Source organism: Pseudomonas sp. B10(2017) (genome assembly GCF_002113295.1).
GTDB classification, from domain to species: domain Bacteria; phylum Pseudomonadota; class Gammaproteobacteria; order Pseudomonadales; family Pseudomonadaceae; genus Aquipseudomonas; species Aquipseudomonas pudica.
Genome location: NZ_NEJU01000010.1, coordinates 161,618 through 180,527 on the forward strand (window position 1 = coordinate 161,618; position 18,910 = coordinate 180,527).

General features: G+C 63.7%; 15 protein-coding genes. 5 read left to right on the top strand and 10 right to left on the bottom strand.

Going from position 1 to position 18,910, the window contains the following annotated elements:
* Positions 1 to 389 precede the first annotated feature (389 nt).
* Positions 390 to 1,118, bottom strand: a complete 729-nt coding sequence (locus CAF92_RS14615; protein WP_046616956.1) for a phosphatase PAP2 family protein — start codon at positions 1,116 to 1,118, stop codon at positions 390 to 392.
* A gap of 183 nt (positions 1,119 to 1,301) precedes the next feature.
* Here CAF92_RS14615 and colR point away from each other — a divergent pair, with 183 nt between their 5' ends.
* The 5 genes from colR (at position 1,302) to CAF92_RS14640 (ending at position 5,014) form a co-directional block, all read left to right on the top strand.
* Positions 1,302 to 1,985, top strand: coding sequence for a two-component system response regulator ColR (gene colR / locus CAF92_RS14620; RefSeq protein WP_003255215.1), 684 nt, complete (start codon positions 1,302 to 1,304; stop codon positions 1,983 to 1,985).
* Positions 1,975 to 3,285, top strand: coding sequence for a HAMP domain-containing sensor histidine kinase (locus CAF92_RS14625; RefSeq protein ID WP_046616955.1), 1,311 nt, complete (start codon positions 1,975 to 1,977; stop codon positions 3,283 to 3,285). Before colR ends, CAF92_RS14625 begins: the two co-directional genes overlap by 11 nt.
* A 107-nt stretch (positions 3,286 to 3,392) precedes the next feature.
* On the top strand, positions 3,393 to 4,076 hold the full coding sequence (locus CAF92_RS14630; RefSeq protein WP_046616953.1) for a class I SAM-dependent methyltransferase: 684 nt from the start codon (positions 3,393 to 3,395) through the stop codon (positions 4,074 to 4,076).
* A 6-nt stretch (positions 4,077 to 4,082) separates the two neighbouring features.
* Positions 4,083 to 4,781: a lipopolysaccharide kinase InaA family protein gene (locus CAF92_RS14635; RefSeq protein WP_085601211.1), complete on the top strand. Its 699-nt coding sequence runs from the start codon at positions 4,083 to 4,085 to the stop codon at positions 4,779 to 4,781.
* On the top strand, positions 4,781 to 5,014 hold the full coding sequence (locus CAF92_RS14640) for a hypothetical protein (protein ID WP_046616951.1): 234 nt from the start codon (positions 4,781 to 4,783) through the stop codon (positions 5,012 to 5,014). The genes CAF92_RS14635 and CAF92_RS14640 overlap by 1 nt, the downstream gene beginning before the upstream one ends.
* Before the next feature lie 168 nt (positions 5,015 to 5,182).
* Here the strand turns inward: CAF92_RS14640 and CAF92_RS14645 are convergent, their stop codons facing one another.
* The 9 genes from CAF92_RS14645 to CAF92_RS14685 all read right to left on the bottom strand — a co-directional run bounded on the left by CAF92_RS14645 (position 5,183) and on the right by CAF92_RS14685 (position 18,869).
* Positions 5,183 to 8,227: a multidrug efflux RND transporter permease subunit gene (locus CAF92_RS14645; RefSeq protein ID WP_085601212.1), complete on the bottom strand. Its 3,045-nt coding sequence runs from the start codon at positions 8,225 to 8,227 to the stop codon at positions 5,183 to 5,185.
* A gap of 12 nt (positions 8,228 to 8,239) precedes the next feature.
* Positions 8,240 to 9,388: an efflux RND transporter periplasmic adaptor subunit gene (locus CAF92_RS14650; protein ID WP_085601213.1), complete on the bottom strand. Its 1,149-nt coding sequence runs from the start codon at positions 9,386 to 9,388 to the stop codon at positions 8,240 to 8,242.
* Between the two features lie 233 nt (positions 9,389 to 9,621).
* The gene (locus CAF92_RS14655; protein WP_046616948.1) at positions 9,622 to 10,719 is read right to left on the bottom strand and encodes a DUF1513 domain-containing protein; all 1,098 of its coding nucleotides are present in this window, start codon (positions 10,717 to 10,719) and stop codon (positions 9,622 to 9,624) included.
* A gap of 2 nt (positions 10,720 to 10,721) precedes the next feature.
* Positions 10,722 to 11,786 (bottom strand): imelysin family protein, encoded by a 1,065-nt coding sequence (locus tag CAF92_RS14660; protein WP_085601214.1) that lies wholly within the window; start codon positions 11,784 to 11,786, stop codon positions 10,722 to 10,724.
* A gap of 20 nt (positions 11,787 to 11,806) precedes the next feature.
* Positions 11,807 to 13,234: a di-heme oxidoredictase family protein gene (locus CAF92_RS14665; RefSeq protein ID WP_085601215.1), complete on the bottom strand. Its 1,428-nt coding sequence runs from the start codon at positions 13,232 to 13,234 to the stop codon at positions 11,807 to 11,809.
* A gap of 278 nt (positions 13,235 to 13,512) precedes the next feature.
* A complete protein-coding gene (locus CAF92_RS14670) occupies positions 13,513 to 14,850 on the bottom strand; it encodes an imelysin family protein (RefSeq protein WP_046616944.1) in 1,338 nt (445 codons plus the stop codon).
* A 157-nt stretch (positions 14,851 to 15,007) separates the two neighbouring features.
* Positions 15,008 to 17,062 (bottom strand): bifunctional diguanylate cyclase/phosphodiesterase, encoded by a 2,055-nt coding sequence (locus CAF92_RS14675; protein ID WP_046616943.1) that lies wholly within the window; start codon positions 17,060 to 17,062, stop codon positions 15,008 to 15,010.
* Positions 17,063 to 17,390: 328 nt separating this feature from the next.
* Complete coding sequence (locus CAF92_RS14680; RefSeq protein WP_085601216.1) at positions 17,391 to 17,987, bottom strand: superoxide dismutase; 597 nt, start codon at positions 17,985 to 17,987, stop codon at positions 17,391 to 17,393.
* A 282-nt stretch (positions 17,988 to 18,269) separates the two neighbouring features.
* Complete coding sequence (locus CAF92_RS14685) at positions 18,270 to 18,869, bottom strand: LysE/ArgO family amino acid transporter (protein ID WP_046616941.1); 600 nt, start codon at positions 18,867 to 18,869, stop codon at positions 18,270 to 18,272.
* Between the last annotated feature and the right edge of the window lie 41 nt (positions 18,870 to 18,910).

Consider the following 18,910-nt stretch of genomic DNA (forward strand, 5'->3'; position numbering starts at 1 on the left):
GGGCTTTTTTGTTTTTCCTGTTGGGGCCATTGGGGCTGCTGCGCAGCCCATCGCCGGCTAGCCAGCTCCCACAGGATTGTGCCAACACTGGGACTTGCGCTGTACCTGTGGGAGCTGGCTTGCCGGCGAAAGGGCCGCAAAGCGGCCCCTGGTTCAGGCGATGCTGCAGGCATGCTGGCATGCCGTAAGCCAGCCTTACCCCCTGCACCACCAGAAAGCCCCGGTTCGCGAGAGTCGGGGCTTTTTCGTTTGCCTTGTGAGGGCCATTGGGGTTGCTGCGCAGCCCATCGCCGGCAAGCCAGCTCCCACAGGATTGCGCCAACACTGGACTTGCGCTGTACCTGTGGGAGCTGGCTTGCCGGCGAAAGGGCCGCAAAGCGGCCCCTGGGTCAGGCGACGCTACGCTCGGCAGCAGGCACCTCAGCCATTCCCCGACGGTACAGAATCAGGTAATACGACCCCAACCCGATCAACCAGCAGAACACCGCCGTCCACACGTTGTGCGAAAGGAAGTGCGCCCCCTGCATCATCCTGCCCAGCGACAACACCGACCCGGCGACGAAGGCAACCGTCAATGCCACCCGCGCCAGGCGCGGCTTGCGATCACGCAACATGAAGAACAGGCCGAACAGGCAGAACCCGGTCGCGGCATGCCCGCCCGGCCAGCACAGCCCGGGCTTGTCGGTCGCCGGCCGCGGCTCCAGCAGCTTGCTGTAGGTTTCCTTCCCGCCAAACTGGGTCAGGCTCCATGGGCATTGCACCTGGGTCACTTTCTTCAGCGGCGTGACAAATGCCGTGGACAGGCCCAGCGCCAGCACCAGGCAGCCCAGCTCACGGCGCCAGCCGAACAGGCGCTTCCAGAAGAAGCTGGCAGCAAAAGTCACCAGCGACATCACCCCCAGCAGGATCACCCCCTGCTTGACCCGGTCATGCAGGATGTTCTCCAGCAAATAGCTGTGGCGGCCGATGAATTGCCCGGCAGCAGGGTCGAAGAACAGGTTGGCAATGTCCATGTCGACCGAGGTCAGTTCCAGCAGAATCAGGCCCAGCGCGGTCGCCAGGGGTAGCCCCAGGTACAGCCAGAAATTGATCGGGCGAGGGCGGGTTGGTTGCTGCATGACGGCTCCAGGGCGCGAAAAAGATCGGGCATTGTCGGCCGCCCGCTATCCTGTGTCCGTGAAGGATCAGTGAAAAAACCGTCAAGTGCGCTGAATTTTCCCTGGGGCTGGCACCCTGCAGGCATAGGCCTTAAGCTGCGCCTGCCGCGCACCACAGCGAGAAGCGCCGCACAGGAGAAACCGATGCGCATTCTTTTGGTTGAAGACAACCGCGATATCCTGGCCAACCTGGCCGACTACCTGGGCATGAAGGGCTACACCGTCGACTGTGCCCAGGATGGCCTGTCCGGCCTGCACCTGGCTGCCACCGAGCACTACGACCTGATCGTGCTCGACATCATGTTGCCGGGCATCGACGGCTACACCCTGTGCAAGCGCCTGCGCGAAGACGCCCGCCGCGATACGCCGGTGATCATGCTCACCGCCCGCGACCAACTGGACGACCGCCTGCAGGGCTTCCGCTCCGGTGCCGACGATTACCTGCTCAAGCCCTTCGCCCTGTCGGAGCTGGCCGCCCGCATCGAAGCGGTGCTGCGCCGGGCCCAGGGCGGCGGGCGCCGCACCTTGCAGGTGGCCGACCTCAGCTATGACCTCGACACCCTCGAAGTCACCCGCCAGGGCCGCCTGCTCAAGCTCAACCCGGTCGGCCTCAAGCTGCTGGCGGTGCTAATGCAGAAGAGCCCGCACGTATTGCGTCGCGAAGTGCTGGAAGAAGCCCTGTGGGGCGATGACTGCCCTGACAGCGACAGCCTGCGCAGTCACGTGCACCAGCTGCGCCAGGTGATCGACAAACCGTTCGAAAAACCGCTGCTGCATACCGTCCATGGCGTCGGCTATCGCCTCGCCGAGGGCCGTGATGGAGTTTAAGCAAAGCCTTGCCCAGCGCATCATCATTGCCTTTGCCCTGATGAGCGCGCTGGTGGCCGGGGCCTTCGCCTTCGGCATCGTCGGCACCGTGCACCTGGTCGAAGAGCGGCTGATTTCCTCGGTGCTGGGTGGTGACCTGCAACGCCTGCTGCGCATGGACAGCGTCAGCGACTGGAGCCACCGGCCGCGCCCCGACCAGCTTTTCTACTTCAGCGGCGGGCGTGACGACTTCGAACTGCCCAAGGACCTGCGCCACCTTGACCGCGGCTTCCACGAGGTATTCCGCGATCAGCTGTCGTACCACGCCATGGTCGAGATCGTTGATGGCCGCCGTTATGTGCTGCTGCAGGACCAGAGCGACTTCGAGGAACGCGAGCGTGTGCTGTTCGCGGTGGTGGTGGTGGGCTTCCTGCTCAGCCTGGTGCTGGCAGTCATTCTCGGCTGGCTGGTGGCGCGCCGGGTGATGGCGCCGGTAATTCGCCTGGCACGCCAGGTACGCCACCGTGACCAGTTGCTGGGCCTGGCCCCGCCGCTGGCGCCGGACTATGCCGCAGACGAAGTCGGCCAGTTGGCGGTAGCCTTCGACGACACCCTGGGCCGCCTGCGCGATGCGCTGACCCGTGAACGGTTGTTCACCAGCGACGTCAGCCACGAACTGCGCACCCCCTTGATGGTGCTGGCTACCTCGTGCGAACTGCTGATGGAGAACCCGGCCCTGGATGCCCGTTCGCGCAGCCAGGTGGAGCGTGTGGCGCGGGCCACCGAAGAGATGCGCGAGCTAGTCAAGACCTTCCTGATGCTGGCCCGGGCACAGCGCGACGAGGGCGCAGTGGCTTCGCGCGCCACCCTGCGGGAGGTGGCCGACGAACTGGTCGGGGTGTGGCGCGACACCATCGAGCAGAAGGGCCTGGCCTTGTATTACGATGGCCGCGTCAGTGCCAGCCCTGTGCTGTACAACGCTACTTTCCTGCAATCGGTAATGGGCAACCTGCTGCGCAACGCCGCGCACTACACCGACAGCGGCTATATCCGCCTGAGCCTGGAAGCCAACGGTTTCAGCGTGGAGGACAGTGGCGTGGGTATCCCGGAGGAGCAGCGCGAAGCGATGTTCCGGCCGTTCGTACGCGGCGACGAGCGGCGCGGCGAGGGGCTGGGCCTTGGCCTGTCGCTGGTGCAGCGGATCTGCGACGACCAAGGCTGGCATGTCACCCTGACCTCGACCTTGCCGCATGGCTGCCGTTTCGTCGTAGACCTGAGCAATACTGCGGCAAAAGGCGATCCGGACACGTTGGCCGAGTAATCTGTTGTAACAGGTCACTCGGCGCTCAACATATTTTTCACATCAGCATGACCTGATTCCTACGCTTGCTTACCTAATGTGGGCGGAATGGAGTCAGGAGATGCCCAATGCGTAGCCCCATCAAGCTTGAATTTTCCGAGAAGTACGACAAAGAACATGCGCGCGAGTACTTTCTCAAGCACCAGGATGGCCTGGCGCGACGCCTTTCCCACAAGCGTGATGAGCAGTTGGCGCGTCGCGCCTTGGCATTGGCTGGTGAGCCTGGCCTGGTCCTCGACCTGCCATGCGGCGCCGGCCGCTTCTGGCCGTTGCTGGCAGAAAAGCCCAACCGGGTGATCATCGGCGCCGATAACTCCGAAGCGATGATCGAGACAGCCTGTACCGCGCAAGCGCCAGAGGTGGTGGCACGGGTACGGCCTTTGCAGACTTCGGCATTTGCCATCGACTTGCCGGACAACTCGGTGGACAGCATTTTCTGCATGCGCTTGTTCCACCACATTGGCGAAGCGGCGCACAGAAAGACCATTCTTTCGGAATTTCAACGGGTTAGCCGTGATAGTGTGATCCTGTCCTTGTGGGTGGATGGTAACTTCAAGGCCTGGCGCCGGAAAAAGCTGGAACAACGTCGCAACGCCCGAAAGGGCGACCAGGACAATTACCAGAACCGTTTTGTGTTACCGGCCGACACGGTCGAAGAAGAATTCCGAGCCGCCGGCTTCAGAATCCAGGAACGCCTCGACTTCCTGCCGTTCTATGCCATGTGGCGGGTCTATGTATTGCGTAAGGGGTAGTGTTTGATGGCTGTAGCCCAGAAAGGGGAGTCGCGGTTCGATTTTTACTGGCGCCAGCAGGGCGAGTGGGTCGAGGAGCCGAACCAGCGCCGTGGTGGCGAGAGCGGTGTTCAACGCCTCGACGATGGCAATGGCAAGCTGCTGTATGCAAAGCGCCAGGTCGGGCATATCTACCGTAGCCTGCTGCACCCTTTCGGCCGGCCGACTGTATTGCGTGAGCTGGATGCGTTGAACAGCTTCGAGCAACTGGGTGTGCGTGTACCGCGCATCGTCTTCTGTGGCGCCGAGCGGGGTGCCGACCAGCAGTGGCGTGCGCTGCTGGTGAGCGAAGCACTCGACGGCTTCGTCGAACTCGACACCTGGCATGCCGAAGGTGCCCGCGAGCGTTATCCGCAGGTGGTGCATGAGCGTATGCTCAAGGACCTGGCAGACAACCTGGCGCGCATGCATCTGGGGCACTGGCAGCACGGCTGCCTGTATGGCAAGCACGTGTTCGTCAAGGTGACTGGCGAGGGCGAGCAGGCCCGGGTCGAAGTCGCCCTGCTGGACCTGGAAAAATGCCGGCGGCGCATCAGCTGCCAGCGCGCGGCGGGCAATGACCTGCGCCAGTTGCGCCGCCATTCGTCGCTCAATGACGCGGAATGGCAAACACTGCTCTACTTTTACCAGATGGCGTTTGGCAGCGCTGTCAAAGGGTTAGGGTAATGAAACTAGAAATAGCTCGAGCTTTGTTCCTGGTGGCTGGCCTGGCGGTGACCACCGTGGCGGTGGCTGCCTGGGAAGAGCCGAGGCCGACTGTGTTCAGCAAGGCCGAGCTGGCCGACCAATGCGCGTTGCCGCGGGAAGTGAAACCGCAGCAACAAGCCGAGGCCGCGCCAGATCAGGACCTGCTGCTGTTCCTGTTCGGCCTGCGCCAGGGGTTGCGGCCGTTCGGTTGAACCCGGTGTAGATGGAAATGCCAGAGGCCTCGCGATTGCGGGGCCTCTGGCATTTTTGCATCTGCCTTACCGGCCTCTTCGCGGGCTTGCCCGCTCCCACAGGTATGGCACCGGTCCTGAAACTGGTGCCGCACCTGTGGGAGCGGGCAAGCCCGCGAAGAGGCCGGATCAGGCTACAGCGGGTTCCCTGGCTTTCGCCTTGTGCGCCAGCAGGGTGTAGATACAAGGCAACACGAACAGGGTGAACAGCGTGCCGATCGACATCCCGGTGGCAATCACCGTCCCGATGTCGAAGCGGCTGACCGCCCCCGCGCCGGTCGCCAGGATAAGCGGCACCATGCCGAACACCATTGCCGCCGTGGTCATCAGCACCGGACGCAGGCGAATCGCAGCGGCTTCCTCGATTGCCTCGCGCACGCTCAGGCCGCGTTCCTCTCGCAACTGGTTGGCGAATTCGACAATGAGGATGCCGTGCTTGCTGATCAGCCCGATCAGCGTCACCAGCCCGACCTGGGTGTAGATGTTCATGCTCGATACGCCCAGGAACAGCGGCAGCAGCGCGCCACAGATGGACAACGGCACCGTCACCAGAATCACCAGCGGGTCACGGAAGCTTTCGAACTGCGCCGCCAGCACCAGGAAGATGATCGCCAATGCCAGGCCGAAGGTCACCCACAGCGCGCTGCCTTCCTGCACGTACTGGCGCGCCACGCCGGCATAGTCGAAGGCGAAGCCTTCCGGAGCCTCTTCGCGGGCGATGCCCTGCACGGTCTGCAGCGCCTCGCCCAGGCTGACCATGGGCACGCCCTGGATGATCGCCGAGTTCAACTGCTGGAACTGGTTGAGCTGGCGCGGGCGGGCGCGGTCGGTGATGGTGATCAGGGTAGATAGCGGCAGCAGCTGGCCCTGGTCGTTCTTCACGTAGTAGTTGTTCAGCCAGCCGGGGTTGTCGCGGTACGGCCGCTCGACCTGGGCAATCACCTTGTAGCTGCGGCCTTCGAGGGTGAAGCGGTTGATTTCCGCTTCGCCCAGCAAGGTCGCCAGGGTGCTGCCCAAGGTGTCCATCGACACCCCCATCTGCGCCGCCTTGGCCCGGTCGATATCCACCACTACCTCGGGCTTGTCGAAGGCCAGGTCGATGTCGAGGAAGGCGAACTTGCCAGATTCCTGGGCGCGGGCCTTGATGCGCTGGGCCACATCCAGCAGTGCCGGGTAGTCGCCAGCGCTGTTGATGACGAACTGGAATGGCAGGCCCTCGCCGGTGCCGGGCAGCGATGGCAGGTTGAAGCCGAAGATCTGCAGGCCACTGATTTCCTCGAGCTTGCTCTGCACCAGTGGCAGCAGCTCCATCTGCGTGCGCTCGCGCTCGTTCCAAGGCTTGAGCAGGAAGCCGCCGATGCCGGTCTGCACGCCATTGAAACCGTTGATCTGGAACGACGAGTAGTACTCGGGGAAAGCCTTGAACAGCGGGGTGAATTCGTCGGTATAGGCGTTGAGGTAATCAAGGTTGGCCGGCTGAGGCGAGCTGCTCATCATGAAGATCACCCCCTGGTCCTCGTTAGGCGCCAGTTCGTTCTGGGTGAACTTCAGCAGCACCGGAATCAGGCACAGGATGATCACGGCAAACACAAGCACCACAGGCCGGCTGTCGAGGGTGGTGTGCAGCAGGCGCTGGTAGCGCACCTTCAGGCGTTCGAACAGCATGTCCAGGCGGTGGGCCAGGCCGCTGGGGTTCTGTTCCTGGCGCAGCAGCAGGGCGCACATCATCGGTGACAGGGTGAGGGCAACGATGCCGGATATGATCACGGCACCGGCCAGGGCCAGGGCAAACTCCTTGAACAGCGCGCCGGTCAACCCGGTAAGGAAGCCGATCGGTGCATATACTGCCGCCAGGGTGATGGTCATCGACACCACCGGCATGGCGATTTCGCGTGCGCCCTCAAGGGCGGCGTCGAACGGTGACTTGCCTTCTTCCATGTGCCGGTGGATGTTCTCCACCACGACAATCGCGTCGTCCACCACCAGGCCGATGGCCAGCACCATGGCCAGCAGGGTCAGCAGGTTGAGCGAGTAGCCCATCATCTGCATGAAGAACAGCACGCCGATCATCGACAGCGGAATGGTCACCACCGGGATCAGCACCGAACGCAGGGCACCGAGGAACAGGAACACAACCACGATGACGATCAGTACTGCCTCGCCGAGCGTCTTGATCACTTCGTCGATGGAGGCCTGGATGAACAGCGTGGCGTCGTAGGCTATGGATACCTTCAGCGCCGAGGGCAGCTGGCTTTCCAGCTCGGGCATGATGCGCCGCACTTCCTTGATGACGTCCAGCGGGTTGGCGGCCGGTGTGGCCTTGATGCCGATGTACACCGATGGGGTGCCGTCGAACGAGCTGACCGTGTCGTAGTTTTCCGCCCCCATCTCGACCCGTGCCACATCGCCCAGCAGCACGCGGCTGTCGCCGCTGGTCTTGACCGGCAGGGCGGCGAACGCCTCGGCCGACTTCAGCTCGGTGCTGGCGTTGATGCTGGTGACCACGTATTCGCCCTTCACCTCGCCGGCCGCGGAAAGGAAGTTGTAGCGGCGCACGGCATTGGTCACGTCGTTGGCCGACAAGCCGTAGCCTGCCAGTTTCACCGGGTCGATCCAGATGCGCATGGCGAACACCTGGTTGCCGAGGATTTCCGCTTCGGCCATGCCCGGCAGAGTCGCCAGCTTGGGCTGGATCACCCGCGACAGGTAGTCGGTGATTTGCGGGTTGCTCATTTCCTTGCTGTAGAAACTTATGTACATCAGCGCCGAGGCATCGGCGGCTTCCTTGCTCAGTACCGGGTCTTCCGAGTCCTGGGGCAGCTTGTTGCGCACTTCGTTGGCCTTGGCCAGCAGTTCGGTGAACAAGCGGTCGCTGTCGGCGCCGATGCGTGCGTAGATGGATATGATCGAGAAGTTCTGCCGGCTCACCGAGGTCATGTAGTCGATGCCTTCGGCACTGGCCAGGCTTTGCTGCAGCGGTTGGGTGATATAGCCCTGGATGGTCTCGGCGTTGGCGCCGGGGTAGGCGGTGGTCACCGTGATCAGGGCGTTTTCCATTTGCGGATACTGGCGGATCTGCAGCTTGTTCCAGGCCTGGAAGCCCAGCAGCAGGATCAGCAGGCTGACCACGCTGGCCAGCACCGGGCGGCGGATGAACGGGTCGGTGAACGCCATGCCAGCCTCCTGTCAGTCCTTGCCCGGCGCGCCCTGTGCGGGCTTGAGTGCTTTGTCCTGGCCGATGCGGATCGCGGCGCCGGGGGTGAGCTTCAGCTGGCCGGCGGTAACCACCTGTTCCCCAGCCTGCAGGCCCTTGCTGACCACCACCATGCCGTCACGGCGCTCGCCAGTCTGCACCGTGCGCTGCTCGGCGGTGAGTTGCGGCTGGCCCTTGTCGTCGTTTTCCGGCTTGCCGTCCTTGTCCTTTTTCGGCGTGGCGACGTATACCGAGTTGCCATACAGGGTGTAGGTGATGGCGCTTTCCGGCACTACCACTTTTGGCTGCGGGTTGGGTAGCAGGACCAGCAGGCTGGCGAACATGCCTGGCAGCAGCTTGCCGTCCGGGTTGGCCATGGTCGCGCGCACCAGCAGGTTGCGCGTGGTTTCCTCGACTTTGGGGTTGATGGCGCTGAGGCTGGCGGGGAAGGTCTGGCCCGGGTAGGCGGCCACCTGCACCAGCACCTGCTGGCCCAGGCTCAGGTGCGGCAGGGCCTGTTCCGGTACGTTGAAGTCGACGTAGAGGCTGGATGTGTCCTGCAGGGTGGCGATCACCGTGCCGGCGGCCAGATAGTCGCCGACGTCCACCTGGCGAATGCCGATGGTGCCGCTGAACGGGGCGCTGATGCTTTTCTTGGTCTTCGATGCCTTGAGCTGGTCGACCACCGCCTGGTTGCGCCTGTACTGGGCGGTGAGGCGGTCGAACTCGCCGCGGGAGATGGCCGAGTCGCCGACCAGCTGGCTGCCACGGCCGAAATCGACCTTGGCCAGGCCCAGGTCGGCCTGGGCGGTACCGAGCAGGGCGGTTTCCTGGTCGTCGTTGAGTTGCAGCAACAGTTGCCCGGCCTTGACCTGTTGGCCCGAGTCGAAATGCAGGGCCTTGACGATGCCTTCCACCTCCAGGCTCAGCTCCACGCCCTGTAGCGCCTTGAGGCTGCCGACGGCGGGCAGGCGCTCCTGCCACGGGCGCTGTTCGGCCAAGGCGGCCGCCACGGTGATGGGCGGCTTGGGGGCAGTGAACATCTGGATCTGCTGATAGATCGAAAAAGCTTTGTAGCCCCCCAGGGCCAGCACGATCAGCAGAACCACGGCCAACATGATGAGCATGCGGCGGCGCAGCATAGGTCCGGTTCCTTGGATAGGGTTGTTATTGGCTTGGACACGACATCGGGCGATCCTGCCCACGTGTGGATGGGGGAAGTATTGACTGTTTTTGGGGGGAAGGGGAGTGGAATGCCTGTGCCGGCCCCTTCGCGGCTAAAGCCGCTCCCACAGGGACCACGCAGTCAGTGGGTTGCGCTGTTCCTGTGGGAGCGGCTTTAGCCGCGAAGAGGCCAGTACAGCCAACCTGAAAATCAGACGAGATGCAGGTGGTTGTCCCAGAAACCGGACGGCAGGTTCATCGGTTGCCCGACCAGCTCGGCCTTGCGGCAATCATAGAACCGGCAACGGCCCTGCCCGGAGGTGACGACAAAGCCGTCCCGTACCGCGCCCACCCCCGCGCAATCGGGCATTGGCGCATCCAGGCGCACCGCGCCGCTGTCCAGGTCCCAGACGAACAGGCGGTTGGCCCGTGGCGCGGTAAGCGCGACCAGCCGCAGCTCGCTGTGGATAGCCACGCTGGCGGTGTACTGGGCCATGGCCTGCAACTGCCGCTCCGGTACCGGGAAGGCCTTGAACGGCTCGCCCGGGCGCTTGATTGCCAGCAGTTCGGCGGTTTCATCGGCATCGCCCATGAACTGTTGGCAGGCGGCTATGGTGCCATCGCTGCCCACCGCCAGGTGGCGCACGCTGTTCATCTGCTGGGCCAGGGTTTCCTTGCTCAGCAGGGTACCGTCGCGCTGCATCAGCACCAGGCTCGGTTCCATGGCGTCGAGGTTCATCTCCACCCGGCTCTCGGCTTCGGTGCGGATACCGCCGTTGGCCACGATCAGCGTCTCGCCGTCCGGCAGCCAGGCCACTTCGTGCGGGCCGATGCCATGGGTCGGAATCTCGCCGCTGTGCACCAGGCGCTCGCCTTCGAAGCGGTATACACCGAGTACGCCACGCCCCGGGTCGGTGGTGTCGTTCTCGGTGGCGTACAGCCATTCGCCACTTTTATGGATGACCGCGTGGCCGTAGAAATGCCGGTTCGGCTGCGAGCTCACGGTCTGCAGCAGGCGCCCGTCACGCAGGTCGACCAGGTAGCTTTCGGTGCCGGGACGGCGGGCGACGAACAGGGCGATCGGCAGATCCGGATGATGGATGATGGCATGGCAACGTTGGGCGACCTGGGTGCTGAACACCTGGGTGCCGTCCAGGCGGAACCCGACCGCATAGTGCTTGCCATCGCCGTCGTCACGCGCTGACAGCAGCAGGGGCTCGCTGCCTTTGTTGCGGAACAGGCTCCAGCCGCCCAGGGTGAGGGCGCTGAGCAATACGCTACCGAGTTTGAGGGCCTGGCGTCGCAGCATGATCAGTCACCGTCGTTGGCATTGAAGCCCAGCTGGATGTTCAACGCCTTGGCCAGCTCGCCTTCGTGCAGGCGGTGGACGACGTTGAGGCTGTCGTAGATCTGGTTCAGGGTTTGCTGGCCGGCGTCGTCGGCCAGCAGCTCGCCCAGGGTCTTCTGGTTGGCGGCCAGCAGCTTGAGCGATGCAGCGTAGGCGGCGTCGATCTTGTCCGCCAGGGTTTTCTGATCGCTGGACAGCAAGCCGCGCAGGCCTTGGTTGTCGACCCCGAGCCAGACCGCTTCGGCGGCCTTGAGGCTGGCCTCCAGACTCTTGAGTGAGCTGTGGCTGCGCCAGGCTTCGGCCTGCAGTGGCTGCGGAATACCCTTGCTCTGGCGGCCCATCGGTGCTCCGAGCTTTTTCTTCAGGCTGTCCAGGGCGGTGACCTGGGCGCGCAGCAGGTCGGCGATGGCCTCGTGGGAGTCGGCGTAGCGCTGGTTGGGGAACTTGGTCATCTGCGAGAGCATGCCGTCGGTGCTGTTCCAGCCCTTGAGGATCTCTTCGGCCAGGGCCTTCTGATGTTCACCAATGGCGACCAGCAACGGGCAGTAGCGGGCTTTCTGCTCGGCTGTGGCGATGTCCGGCTTGCTGTCGAACAGGATGTACTCGTAGGCCGACAGGCCACGTACCACCACGCTGGCCTTGCCCAGGGCCGCGGCATCGACGGGCTGGTCGGCGTTGATCAACTGCTCGACCTGGCGGCCGACCAGGTTCTTCTTGTCGGGCCAGAACTGTACCTGCCAGGCGCGGTTGCCTTCGGCCAGCGGGCCGACCAGCAGCGGTTGCAGTTCGGCCCAGGCCTTTTGCGCATTGAGGAAGTCGGCCCGGGCCTTGTCCAGGGTTTCCTTGCCTTCGCAGTAGGCCAGGGCGCTGGCGGCCAGCGTGCGGTCGGCTTCGACCCAGCGGCTGTAGGTGGGCAGGATCACCTGTTTGGCGATGGCAGCGGAGGTCACGGCTTGCGGGTCCTGCGGCGAACAGGCGCCGAGGGCGAGTGCGGCGAGGCTGGTGAACAACAGTTTGGGTCGGAACATGCCCGGCTCCTTTGCGCTTTTTAAAGTGAGTTCAGGAAAGCCAGCAACGCGGCACGCTGCTCGGCATTGAAAGTGAGTACGAAATTGCGTGCCGCCTCGGCCTCACCACCGTGCCAGAGCACCGCTTCGAGCAGGTTGCGGGCGCGGCCGTCGTGCAGGAACTGGCTGTGGCCACTGACCGTTTCGCTCAGGCCTATGCCCCACAGTGGCGGGGTGCGCCAGTCCTGGCCGTTGGCGGCAAATTCGGTCCGCTCGTCGGCCAGGCCCGGGCCCATGTCATGCAGCAGCAGATCGCTGTAGGGGCGGATCAGCTGGTTGGCCAGTTCCGGCTCGGCGGCATTGGTGGCGGTGGTGAACTGTGGTGTATGGCAGCCCTGGCAGCCGGCCTGGTAGAACAGGTTCTTGCCCGCCAGCACCTGCGGCGAGCCCACGTCGCGGCGGGCCGGCACGGCCAGGTTACGGGTGTAGAAGGTGACCAGGCGCAGGATGTTGTCGCTGACCTCCTTCTCGCCATCGGCACCGTCGCCGTTGGGCGCGGCCAGGCAGTCGGCCTGCGCCGGGGTGCAGTCATCGTTGGGCTGCAGTGTGGTGGTCAGGCCCATGTCGCCGGCAAAGGCGTGAACGTTCTGCTGGTTGACGTTGGGCTGCCCGGCCTTCCAGCCGAAGCGGCCGACCACGGTCTTGCCCAGGGCATCGTCCCACACCCGGTTGGCCCGGCCGCGGATGCCGTCGCGGTTACGGTCATCCGGATCTTCGTTGGCCAGCAGGTCGGCTTCTGGGATGGCTTCGAGCAGGCCCAGGCCGATCATCGGCGGCGCCACCCGCGCCGAAAAGCGCGTGTCGGGGTGCATCACGCCATAGCCGAGCTGGGTGATCTGCAGGGCCGGCTTGCGCAGCTCGACCTGGTGACCGTCCTCGAACGACACCGTTTCGCTGGTGTAGCTCACCCGCACCTTGCCTTCCGGCGTCACGCCAGGGATGGCCATGTCCTGCAACTGGGTGCCATAGACCGGCTCCGGCACCACCCCGAGGCGTTCGACCACCTTGGCCAGGTAGGGCTGGTCGGGGATCGACAGGCGTACCAGCATCGAAACGGCGTTGCTGTCGCCCGGCTCTGGCGGGTGGCCGCGCCCGTCGCGCACGTGGCAGTTCTGGCAGGCATTGGTGTTGAACAGCGGGCCCAGGCCGTCACGCGCGGTGGTGGTGGAAGGGGCGATCACCCAAGGGTTGCGGAAGAAGCTGTTGCCTACGGCGAAGTCCAGGCGCCGCTCGGCCGAGAGGTTGGCCGAGGGCAGGGAATAGGCATTGCGGTCAGTGCGCTGCACGGTGGCTTTGCCGCCCGACAACGCTTCGCCGGGCTCGGCCTGGGTGAAACGCGGAGCGTCGTCACAAGCGGCGAGGGCAAAGGCCAGCAGCAGGGGGGAGAGTCGGGACAGCGACAAGGACATCGAGAATCCTGGGCGTGAGCGAAAAACCGGCGTGCAAGCTTAGCAGGGTGAAAGAGTTTGAATAAGAGCAATTTGCAATTGCTGGATGAAATCGATGTCAGTTGGCCATGGTTTGTGATCGCCTGGTCGGGCCCTATCGCCGGCAAGCCAGCTCCCACAGGTACCCTACAGGGCTCAAGGGCTGTGAAGTACCTGTGGGAGCTGGCTTGCCGGCGATAGGGCCGGAAGCAAAAAAAGGCGACCCGCAGGCCGCCTCTTTCAGAACCGCTACAGCAGGATCAGAACTCGTGATCTGCGGTATCCGGGTTCAGGTTGGCAATGCCCAGCTTGCCCGCGGCCTGCTCGATCGCACCGGTCTGCTTGACCAGGGAGGCAATGGCGTCACGCACGATCTGGTTGCCGGCTGCGTTGTCGGCAGCGATCAGCTGGTCGTAGTGCTCGCCCTTGAGGGCGTGGTCGACGATCACCTGGATCTTGGCTTCGGTGGCTTCCAGGTCGGCCTTGAGGGTGGCGTCGGCGGCCGGGTCTACCTTGGCCACCAGCGACGACAGGCTCGGGCCGGTCACCTTGCTGCCGTCCGGGCGGGTGTACTCGCCCAGGTAGACGTTGCGGATGCCCTTGGCGTCGTAGAAGTGCGAGTAGTGGGTGTTGTCGCTGAAGCAGTCGTGCTCGTCTTCCGGCGAGTTGGCTTCCAGCGAAACCTTCATGCGCTCGCCAGCCAGTTCGCCCAGCGACAGGCTGCCCATGCCGAACAGCATCTTGCGCAGGCCGTCGTTGACCGACTCGGCTTCCAGCTTGGCGCGGTAGTTGTCGGCAACATTCGGTGCCCAGTTGCCGACCATCTCTTCGAGGTCCTTGACCAGCAGGTCGGTGACCGCTTTCAGGTAGGCACGGCGGCGGTCGTTGTGGCCACCGGTGGCGCCCTTGCCTTCAAGGTAATCAGACGCCGGACGGTTGCCCGCGCCCGGGCCGGTGCCGTTCAGGTCCTGGCCCCAGAGCAGGAATTCGATGGCGTGGTAGCCGGTGGCGACGTTGGCTTCGGAGCCGCCCAGCTCGTTCAGGCTGGCCAGCTTCTCGGGAGTGATGTCCTTGACGTCGATCTTCTCTTCGCCCACCTGGATCTCGGTGTTGGCGATGATGTTGGCGTTGGCTGCCGGGTTGCCCAGGGCGTGCTCATAGCTCTTGTCGACGTAGTCGATCAGGCCTTCGTCCAGCGGCCAGGCATTCACCTGGCCTTCCCAGTCGTCGATGATGGTGTTGCCGAAGCGGAAGGCTTCGCTCTGCAGGTACGGTACGCGCGAGGCGACCCAGGCTTCCCTGGCTGCCTTCAGGGTTTCGTCGTTGGGCTTGGCCAGAAATGCGTCGACTGCGGTCTGCAGAGTCTTGGCGGTGCTCAGCGAATCGCTGTACACGGCGTAGACCAGCTCTGCGTAGTGCTTGACCACGGCTTTGCCGGCGGCTTCGTCGACAACCCCGGGCGCCGCAGCGTTGGTGCTGGCGGCAGCAGGTGCCTGAGCTTGCGGCGCGGCGGCCTTGTCGTCCTTGCCTTCACCGCAACCGGCGAGAGCGATGGCAATGGCCAGCAGACTGGCGGAGGCCAGAGGCATTCGAATCATTATTGGTTTTCCTGCGTCGTGTGGTTGGACCATGGGTAGACCGTGCGCCGTGGCACGCGAAACGGCAACATCATGCGAAAGATTTGCATTTGCTGTAAAGGGGGAGGGTATGCAATTCGTGTAAATGCCGGTCACGGCCTGTAACCGGGCTGGCGGCTCAGAACATCGAAACCTGGTTGCGCTGCGCCTGCTTGAGGAAGTTGGTCAGCTCACGGGCCGACAGCGGCTTGCTGTAGTGGTAGCCCTGGCCCTCGTGGCAGCCTTGGGCGACGATATAGCTTTCCTGTTCGGCGGTTTCCACGCCTTCGGCGATCACCTGCATCCCCAGGCTCTTGCCGAGCTGGATGATGGCACGAACGATGGTAGCGTCGTCATCGTCGTCCAGCAGGTCCTGGACGAAGCTCTTGTCGATCTTGATCTTGTCCAGCGGCAGCGATTTCAGGTAGCTGAGCGACGAGTAGCCGGTGCCGAAGTCGTCGATGGCAATCAGTGCTCCGGAGCGGCGCAGGCTCAGCAGGTGCTGGGCGGCGGTGCTGATGTCTTCCATCAGGCCGGTCTCGGTGACTTCCAGCTCCAGGCTGCGTGGTGGCAGGCGGTAGGCCTGCAGCAGGTTGTTGACTACCCGCGGCAGTTCGTTGTGGTGCAGCTGCACGGTGGACAGGTTGACCGCCATGCGCAGGTCGCTGAAGCCCATGTCGTGCCATTCGCGCAGTTGCCGGCAGGCCTGGTCGAGCACCCATTCGCCAATGCTGATGATGCTGCCGTTCTGTTCGGCCAGGGGGATGAACTGGTCTGGCGGTACCATGCCCAGCTCCGGGTGCTGCCAGCGCAGCAGCGCCTCGACACCGACCACGCGGTGGTCGCGGTAGCTGATCTGTGGCTGATACACCAGGTACAGCTGGTTGCGTGGCAGGGCTTCGCGCAGGTCCTTTTCCAGCTCGCGACGGCGGCGCATCTCGCTGTCGACGCTGGCGATGTAGAACTGGTAGCGGTTGCGCGAACGGGCCTTGGCCAGGGTCATGGTCTGTTCGGCTTTCTGCAACAGCTTCTCGGTGCTGTCGCCGTCTTCCGGGAACAGTGTGATGCCGATGGTGGCGCGCAGGCGGATTTGCTGGTGGTGGTCGAGGTCGAACGGCACTTCCAAGTCATCGAGGATACTCTGTGCCAGTTCGGCCGCCTCGTAAGGCTGCTCGATATTGGCCTGCACCAGGGCGAACTGGTCGCCGCCCAGGCGTGCCAGGGCGCCCAGGCGGCCACTGTGGGCGCGCAGGCGGTCGGCCAGGGCCAGCAGCAGCTGGTCGCCGACCTGGTAGCTGAACTGCTCGTTGATGCCCTTGAAGTCGTCCAGGCCTACGCACAGTACTGCCACACGGTGTTGCAGGCGGCCGCCGTCGACGAGGATCTTGTCCAGTTGCTGCTGCAGTTGCTGGCGGTTGGGCAGGCCGGTGAGGAAGTCGTACTGGGCCATGCGTTGCAGGCTGTTTTCCGCCTCGTGGCGCAGATGGGTGTTGCGCTCGATCGAGGCCAGCAACTGGTTGGCGGTATTTACCCAGAGACCCAGCTCGTTCTTCTCGTGGCCCTTGAGCAGCGGCAGCTGGTGCTGGCTGGGGCGGTCGGGGTTGATCTGGGTGAGGTGCTCGATGATCTTCGACAGCGGTTTGGTCAGCAGCCAGTGGTAGACCAGGTACAGCACCAGACCCATGGCCAGGGCCCGCAGCACGCCGGAGATGAAGATGATCACGGCGTTGATCAGGAAGTCTTCGCCGTAGGACGAGGTGTCCAGGGTGATACTCAGGTCGCCGTAGTATTCGCTGTAGGGGCCGCGGCCGACCAGTTGCGTGGTGTAGGTGCGTTCCTGGCCGAGGATCAGGTCGGTCAGCCAGCGCATGGACATGTCCTGCAGTGGGCGGGACTTTTCCGCCAGCATGGTTTCGTTGGGGTGGCCGATGGAGGCCATGCGTACCGATTCGTCCTGGAACAGGCCTTCCATCACTTGCATGCCCATTTCGCGGTCGAGGCTGTATACGGCCTGTGTCGAGGGGTCGCGGAACATGTCGAGGATGCGCTGGGCATCGTTGTTCACGGCCTGGCGGGTCTTGTAGGTGTCGTAGACGATTTGCGCACAGCTGAGCACGACACCGACAGCTAGCGCCGACAGCAGCACGACCCTGAGCAACTTGACCGACAAGCTGTTCCGCAATTCCAGCTTCAATGGGGTTTCCTTAATCCATGCGCATGGCATCATTTTGCCATCAACGATGACGATACACTATCGGCCGACCTTCAGTAGTGTATCGGTTGCCTGACCCCGCAACTTGAATGCGCCGTAACGATATTCCAGAGGTTTGATGTTAGCGTGCTATGCGGGCTGAGCAAGCAAAACCGTGCCGGCTTTGCGCGGTTAAACCCGCTCCCACAGGGATAGCATCAAGTCCACAAGCGGCGCCGTACCTGTGGGAGCGGGTTCACCCGCAAAGAGGCCGGTACAGGCATAAAAAAACCCGGCACCAGGCCGGGTTTTTCGTTCAGGGCTGAATGACTCAGGCCTGGAAGGTCTTGCCTTCGAACTGTTCGGCAACGAAGGCCCAGTTGACCAGGTTCCAGAACGCCTCGACGTACTTCGGACGCAGGTTGCGGTAGTCGATGTAGTACGCGTGTTCCCAGACGTCGCAGGTCAGCAGCGGGGTGTCGCCGCTGGTCAGCGGGCAGCCGGCGCCGATGGTGCTGGCCAGGGCCAGGGAACCGTCAGCCTTCTTCACCAGCCAGCCCCAGCCGGAACCGAAGGTGCCAACCGAAGTCTTGGTGAACTCTTCCTTGAACTTGTCGAAGGAACCGAAAGCGGCGTTGATGGCGTCAGCCAGGGCACCGGTCGGCTGGCCACCGGCGTTTGGTGCCAGGCAGTTCCAGTAGAAGGTGTGGTTCCAGACTTGAGCGGCGTTGTTGAAGATACCGCCCGAAGAGCTCTTGACGATCTCTTCCAGGGTCTTGCCTTCGAATTCGGTGCCTGGGACCAGGTTGTTCAGGTTCACGACATAGGTGTTGTGGTGCTTGTCGTGGTGATACTCCAGGGTTTCCTTGGAGATGTGCGGCTGCAGGGCATCGTGGGCGTATGGCAGCGGCGGCAATTCAAAAGCCATGGTGGATCTCCTGATTCAGGTCTGTTTGCGGTTTGCGCAAGGCCGATCACGGGCGGCCCGATGAGCGTCGGCGAGTTTGTACTCTTTGCGACGCAAGCGCTGGATCATAGCACCGGGCCCGGCGCATAACCACGCAACAAAGATAGGGAATAGAGGTTCCAGAGCGGTTGGGGTGTGCCGACCGGTGGTGTTCGGCTTAACGCTTGTAGCGCCTGTGAGACCGAGCGCCGCGCGGGCGGCGCTCGGTCTCACAGGTGATAAAGATGTTGTGGTGAGCCCAGGTCAGTTGAAGATCAACTGCGCCGCCACCGCGAACATCATCACCGCCACCATCAGGTCGAGCATGCGCCAGGTCGCCGGCCGGGCCAGCCACGGTGCCAGCCAGGCCGCGCCGATCGCCAGGGTCGAGAACCACAGCAGCGAGGCGCTGGCGGCACCGGCCACGTAGGCACCGGGCGCAGCCTGCTGGGCGCCCAGCGAGCCGATCAGCAGCACCGTGTCGAGGTACACGTGCGGGTTCAGCAGGGTCACTGCCAAGGCACTGAGCAGTACCGCGCGGCGTGACCGGGCACCCTGGCCTTGCTGGTGCTGCAGGCTCTGCCTGGAGCAGGCGCTGCGCAAAGCCTTGGCGCCGTACCAGATCAGGAACACTGCACCGCCCCAGCGGGCGATCGCCAGCAACGTCGGGTTGTGCGCCAGCACGGTGGCAAGGCCGAACACTCCGGCAGCCACCAGGATGGCGTCACAGATGATGCACAGTGCCGCCACCGGCAAATGATGCTCGCGGCGCAAGCTCTGGGCGAGGACGAAGGCGTTCTGTGCACCGATGGCCATGATCAGGCCGAAGGCCACGAGCATGCCGTTGAGATAGCTTTGCCACATGGCGTGCTCTCCAAAGAGTCCAAAAGATGCTGGTCATTGTG

Coding starts and splice junctions, on each gene's coding strand:
- CAF92_RS14615 (WP_046616956.1), bottom strand. CDS start 1,118: ATGCAGCAACCAACCCGCCCTCGCCCGATCAATTTCTGGCTGTACCTG.
- colR (WP_003255215.1), top strand. CDS start 1,302: ATGCGCATTCTTTTGGTTGAAGACAACCGCGATATCCTGGCCAACCTG.
- CAF92_RS14625 (WP_046616955.1), top strand. CDS start 1,975: ATGGAGTTTAAGCAAAGCCTTGCCCAGCGCATCATCATTGCCTTTGCC.
- CAF92_RS14630 (WP_046616953.1), top strand. CDS start 3,393: ATGCGTAGCCCCATCAAGCTTGAATTTTCCGAGAAGTACGACAAAGAA.
- CAF92_RS14635 (WP_085601211.1), top strand. CDS start 4,083: ATGGCTGTAGCCCAGAAAGGGGAGTCGCGGTTCGATTTTTACTGGCGC.
- CAF92_RS14640 (WP_046616951.1), top strand. CDS start 4,781: ATGAAACTAGAAATAGCTCGAGCTTTGTTCCTGGTGGCTGGCCTGGCG.
- CAF92_RS14645 (WP_085601212.1), bottom strand. CDS start 8,227: ATGGCGTTCACCGACCCGTTCATCCGCCGCCCGGTGCTGGCCAGCGTG.
- CAF92_RS14650 (WP_085601213.1), bottom strand. CDS start 9,388: ATGCTGCGCCGCCGCATGCTCATCATGTTGGCCGTGGTTCTGCTGATC.
- CAF92_RS14655 (WP_046616948.1), bottom strand. CDS start 10,719: ATGCTGCGACGCCAGGCCCTCAAACTCGGTAGCGTATTGCTCAGCGCC.
- CAF92_RS14660 (WP_085601214.1), bottom strand. CDS start 11,786: ATGTTCCGACCCAAACTGTTGTTCACCAGCCTCGCCGCACTCGCCCTC.
- CAF92_RS14665 (WP_085601215.1), bottom strand. CDS start 13,234: ATGTCCTTGTCGCTGTCCCGACTCTCCCCCCTGCTGCTGGCCTTTGCC.
- CAF92_RS14670 (WP_046616944.1), bottom strand. CDS start 14,850: ATGATTCGAATGCCTCTGGCCTCCGCCAGTCTGCTGGCCATTGCCATC.
- CAF92_RS14680 (WP_085601216.1), bottom strand. CDS start 17,987: ATGGCTTTTGAATTGCCGCCGCTGCCATACGCCCACGATGCCCTGCAG.
- CAF92_RS14685 (WP_046616941.1), bottom strand. CDS start 18,869: ATGTGGCAAAGCTATCTCAACGGCATGCTCGTGGCCTTCGGCCTGATC.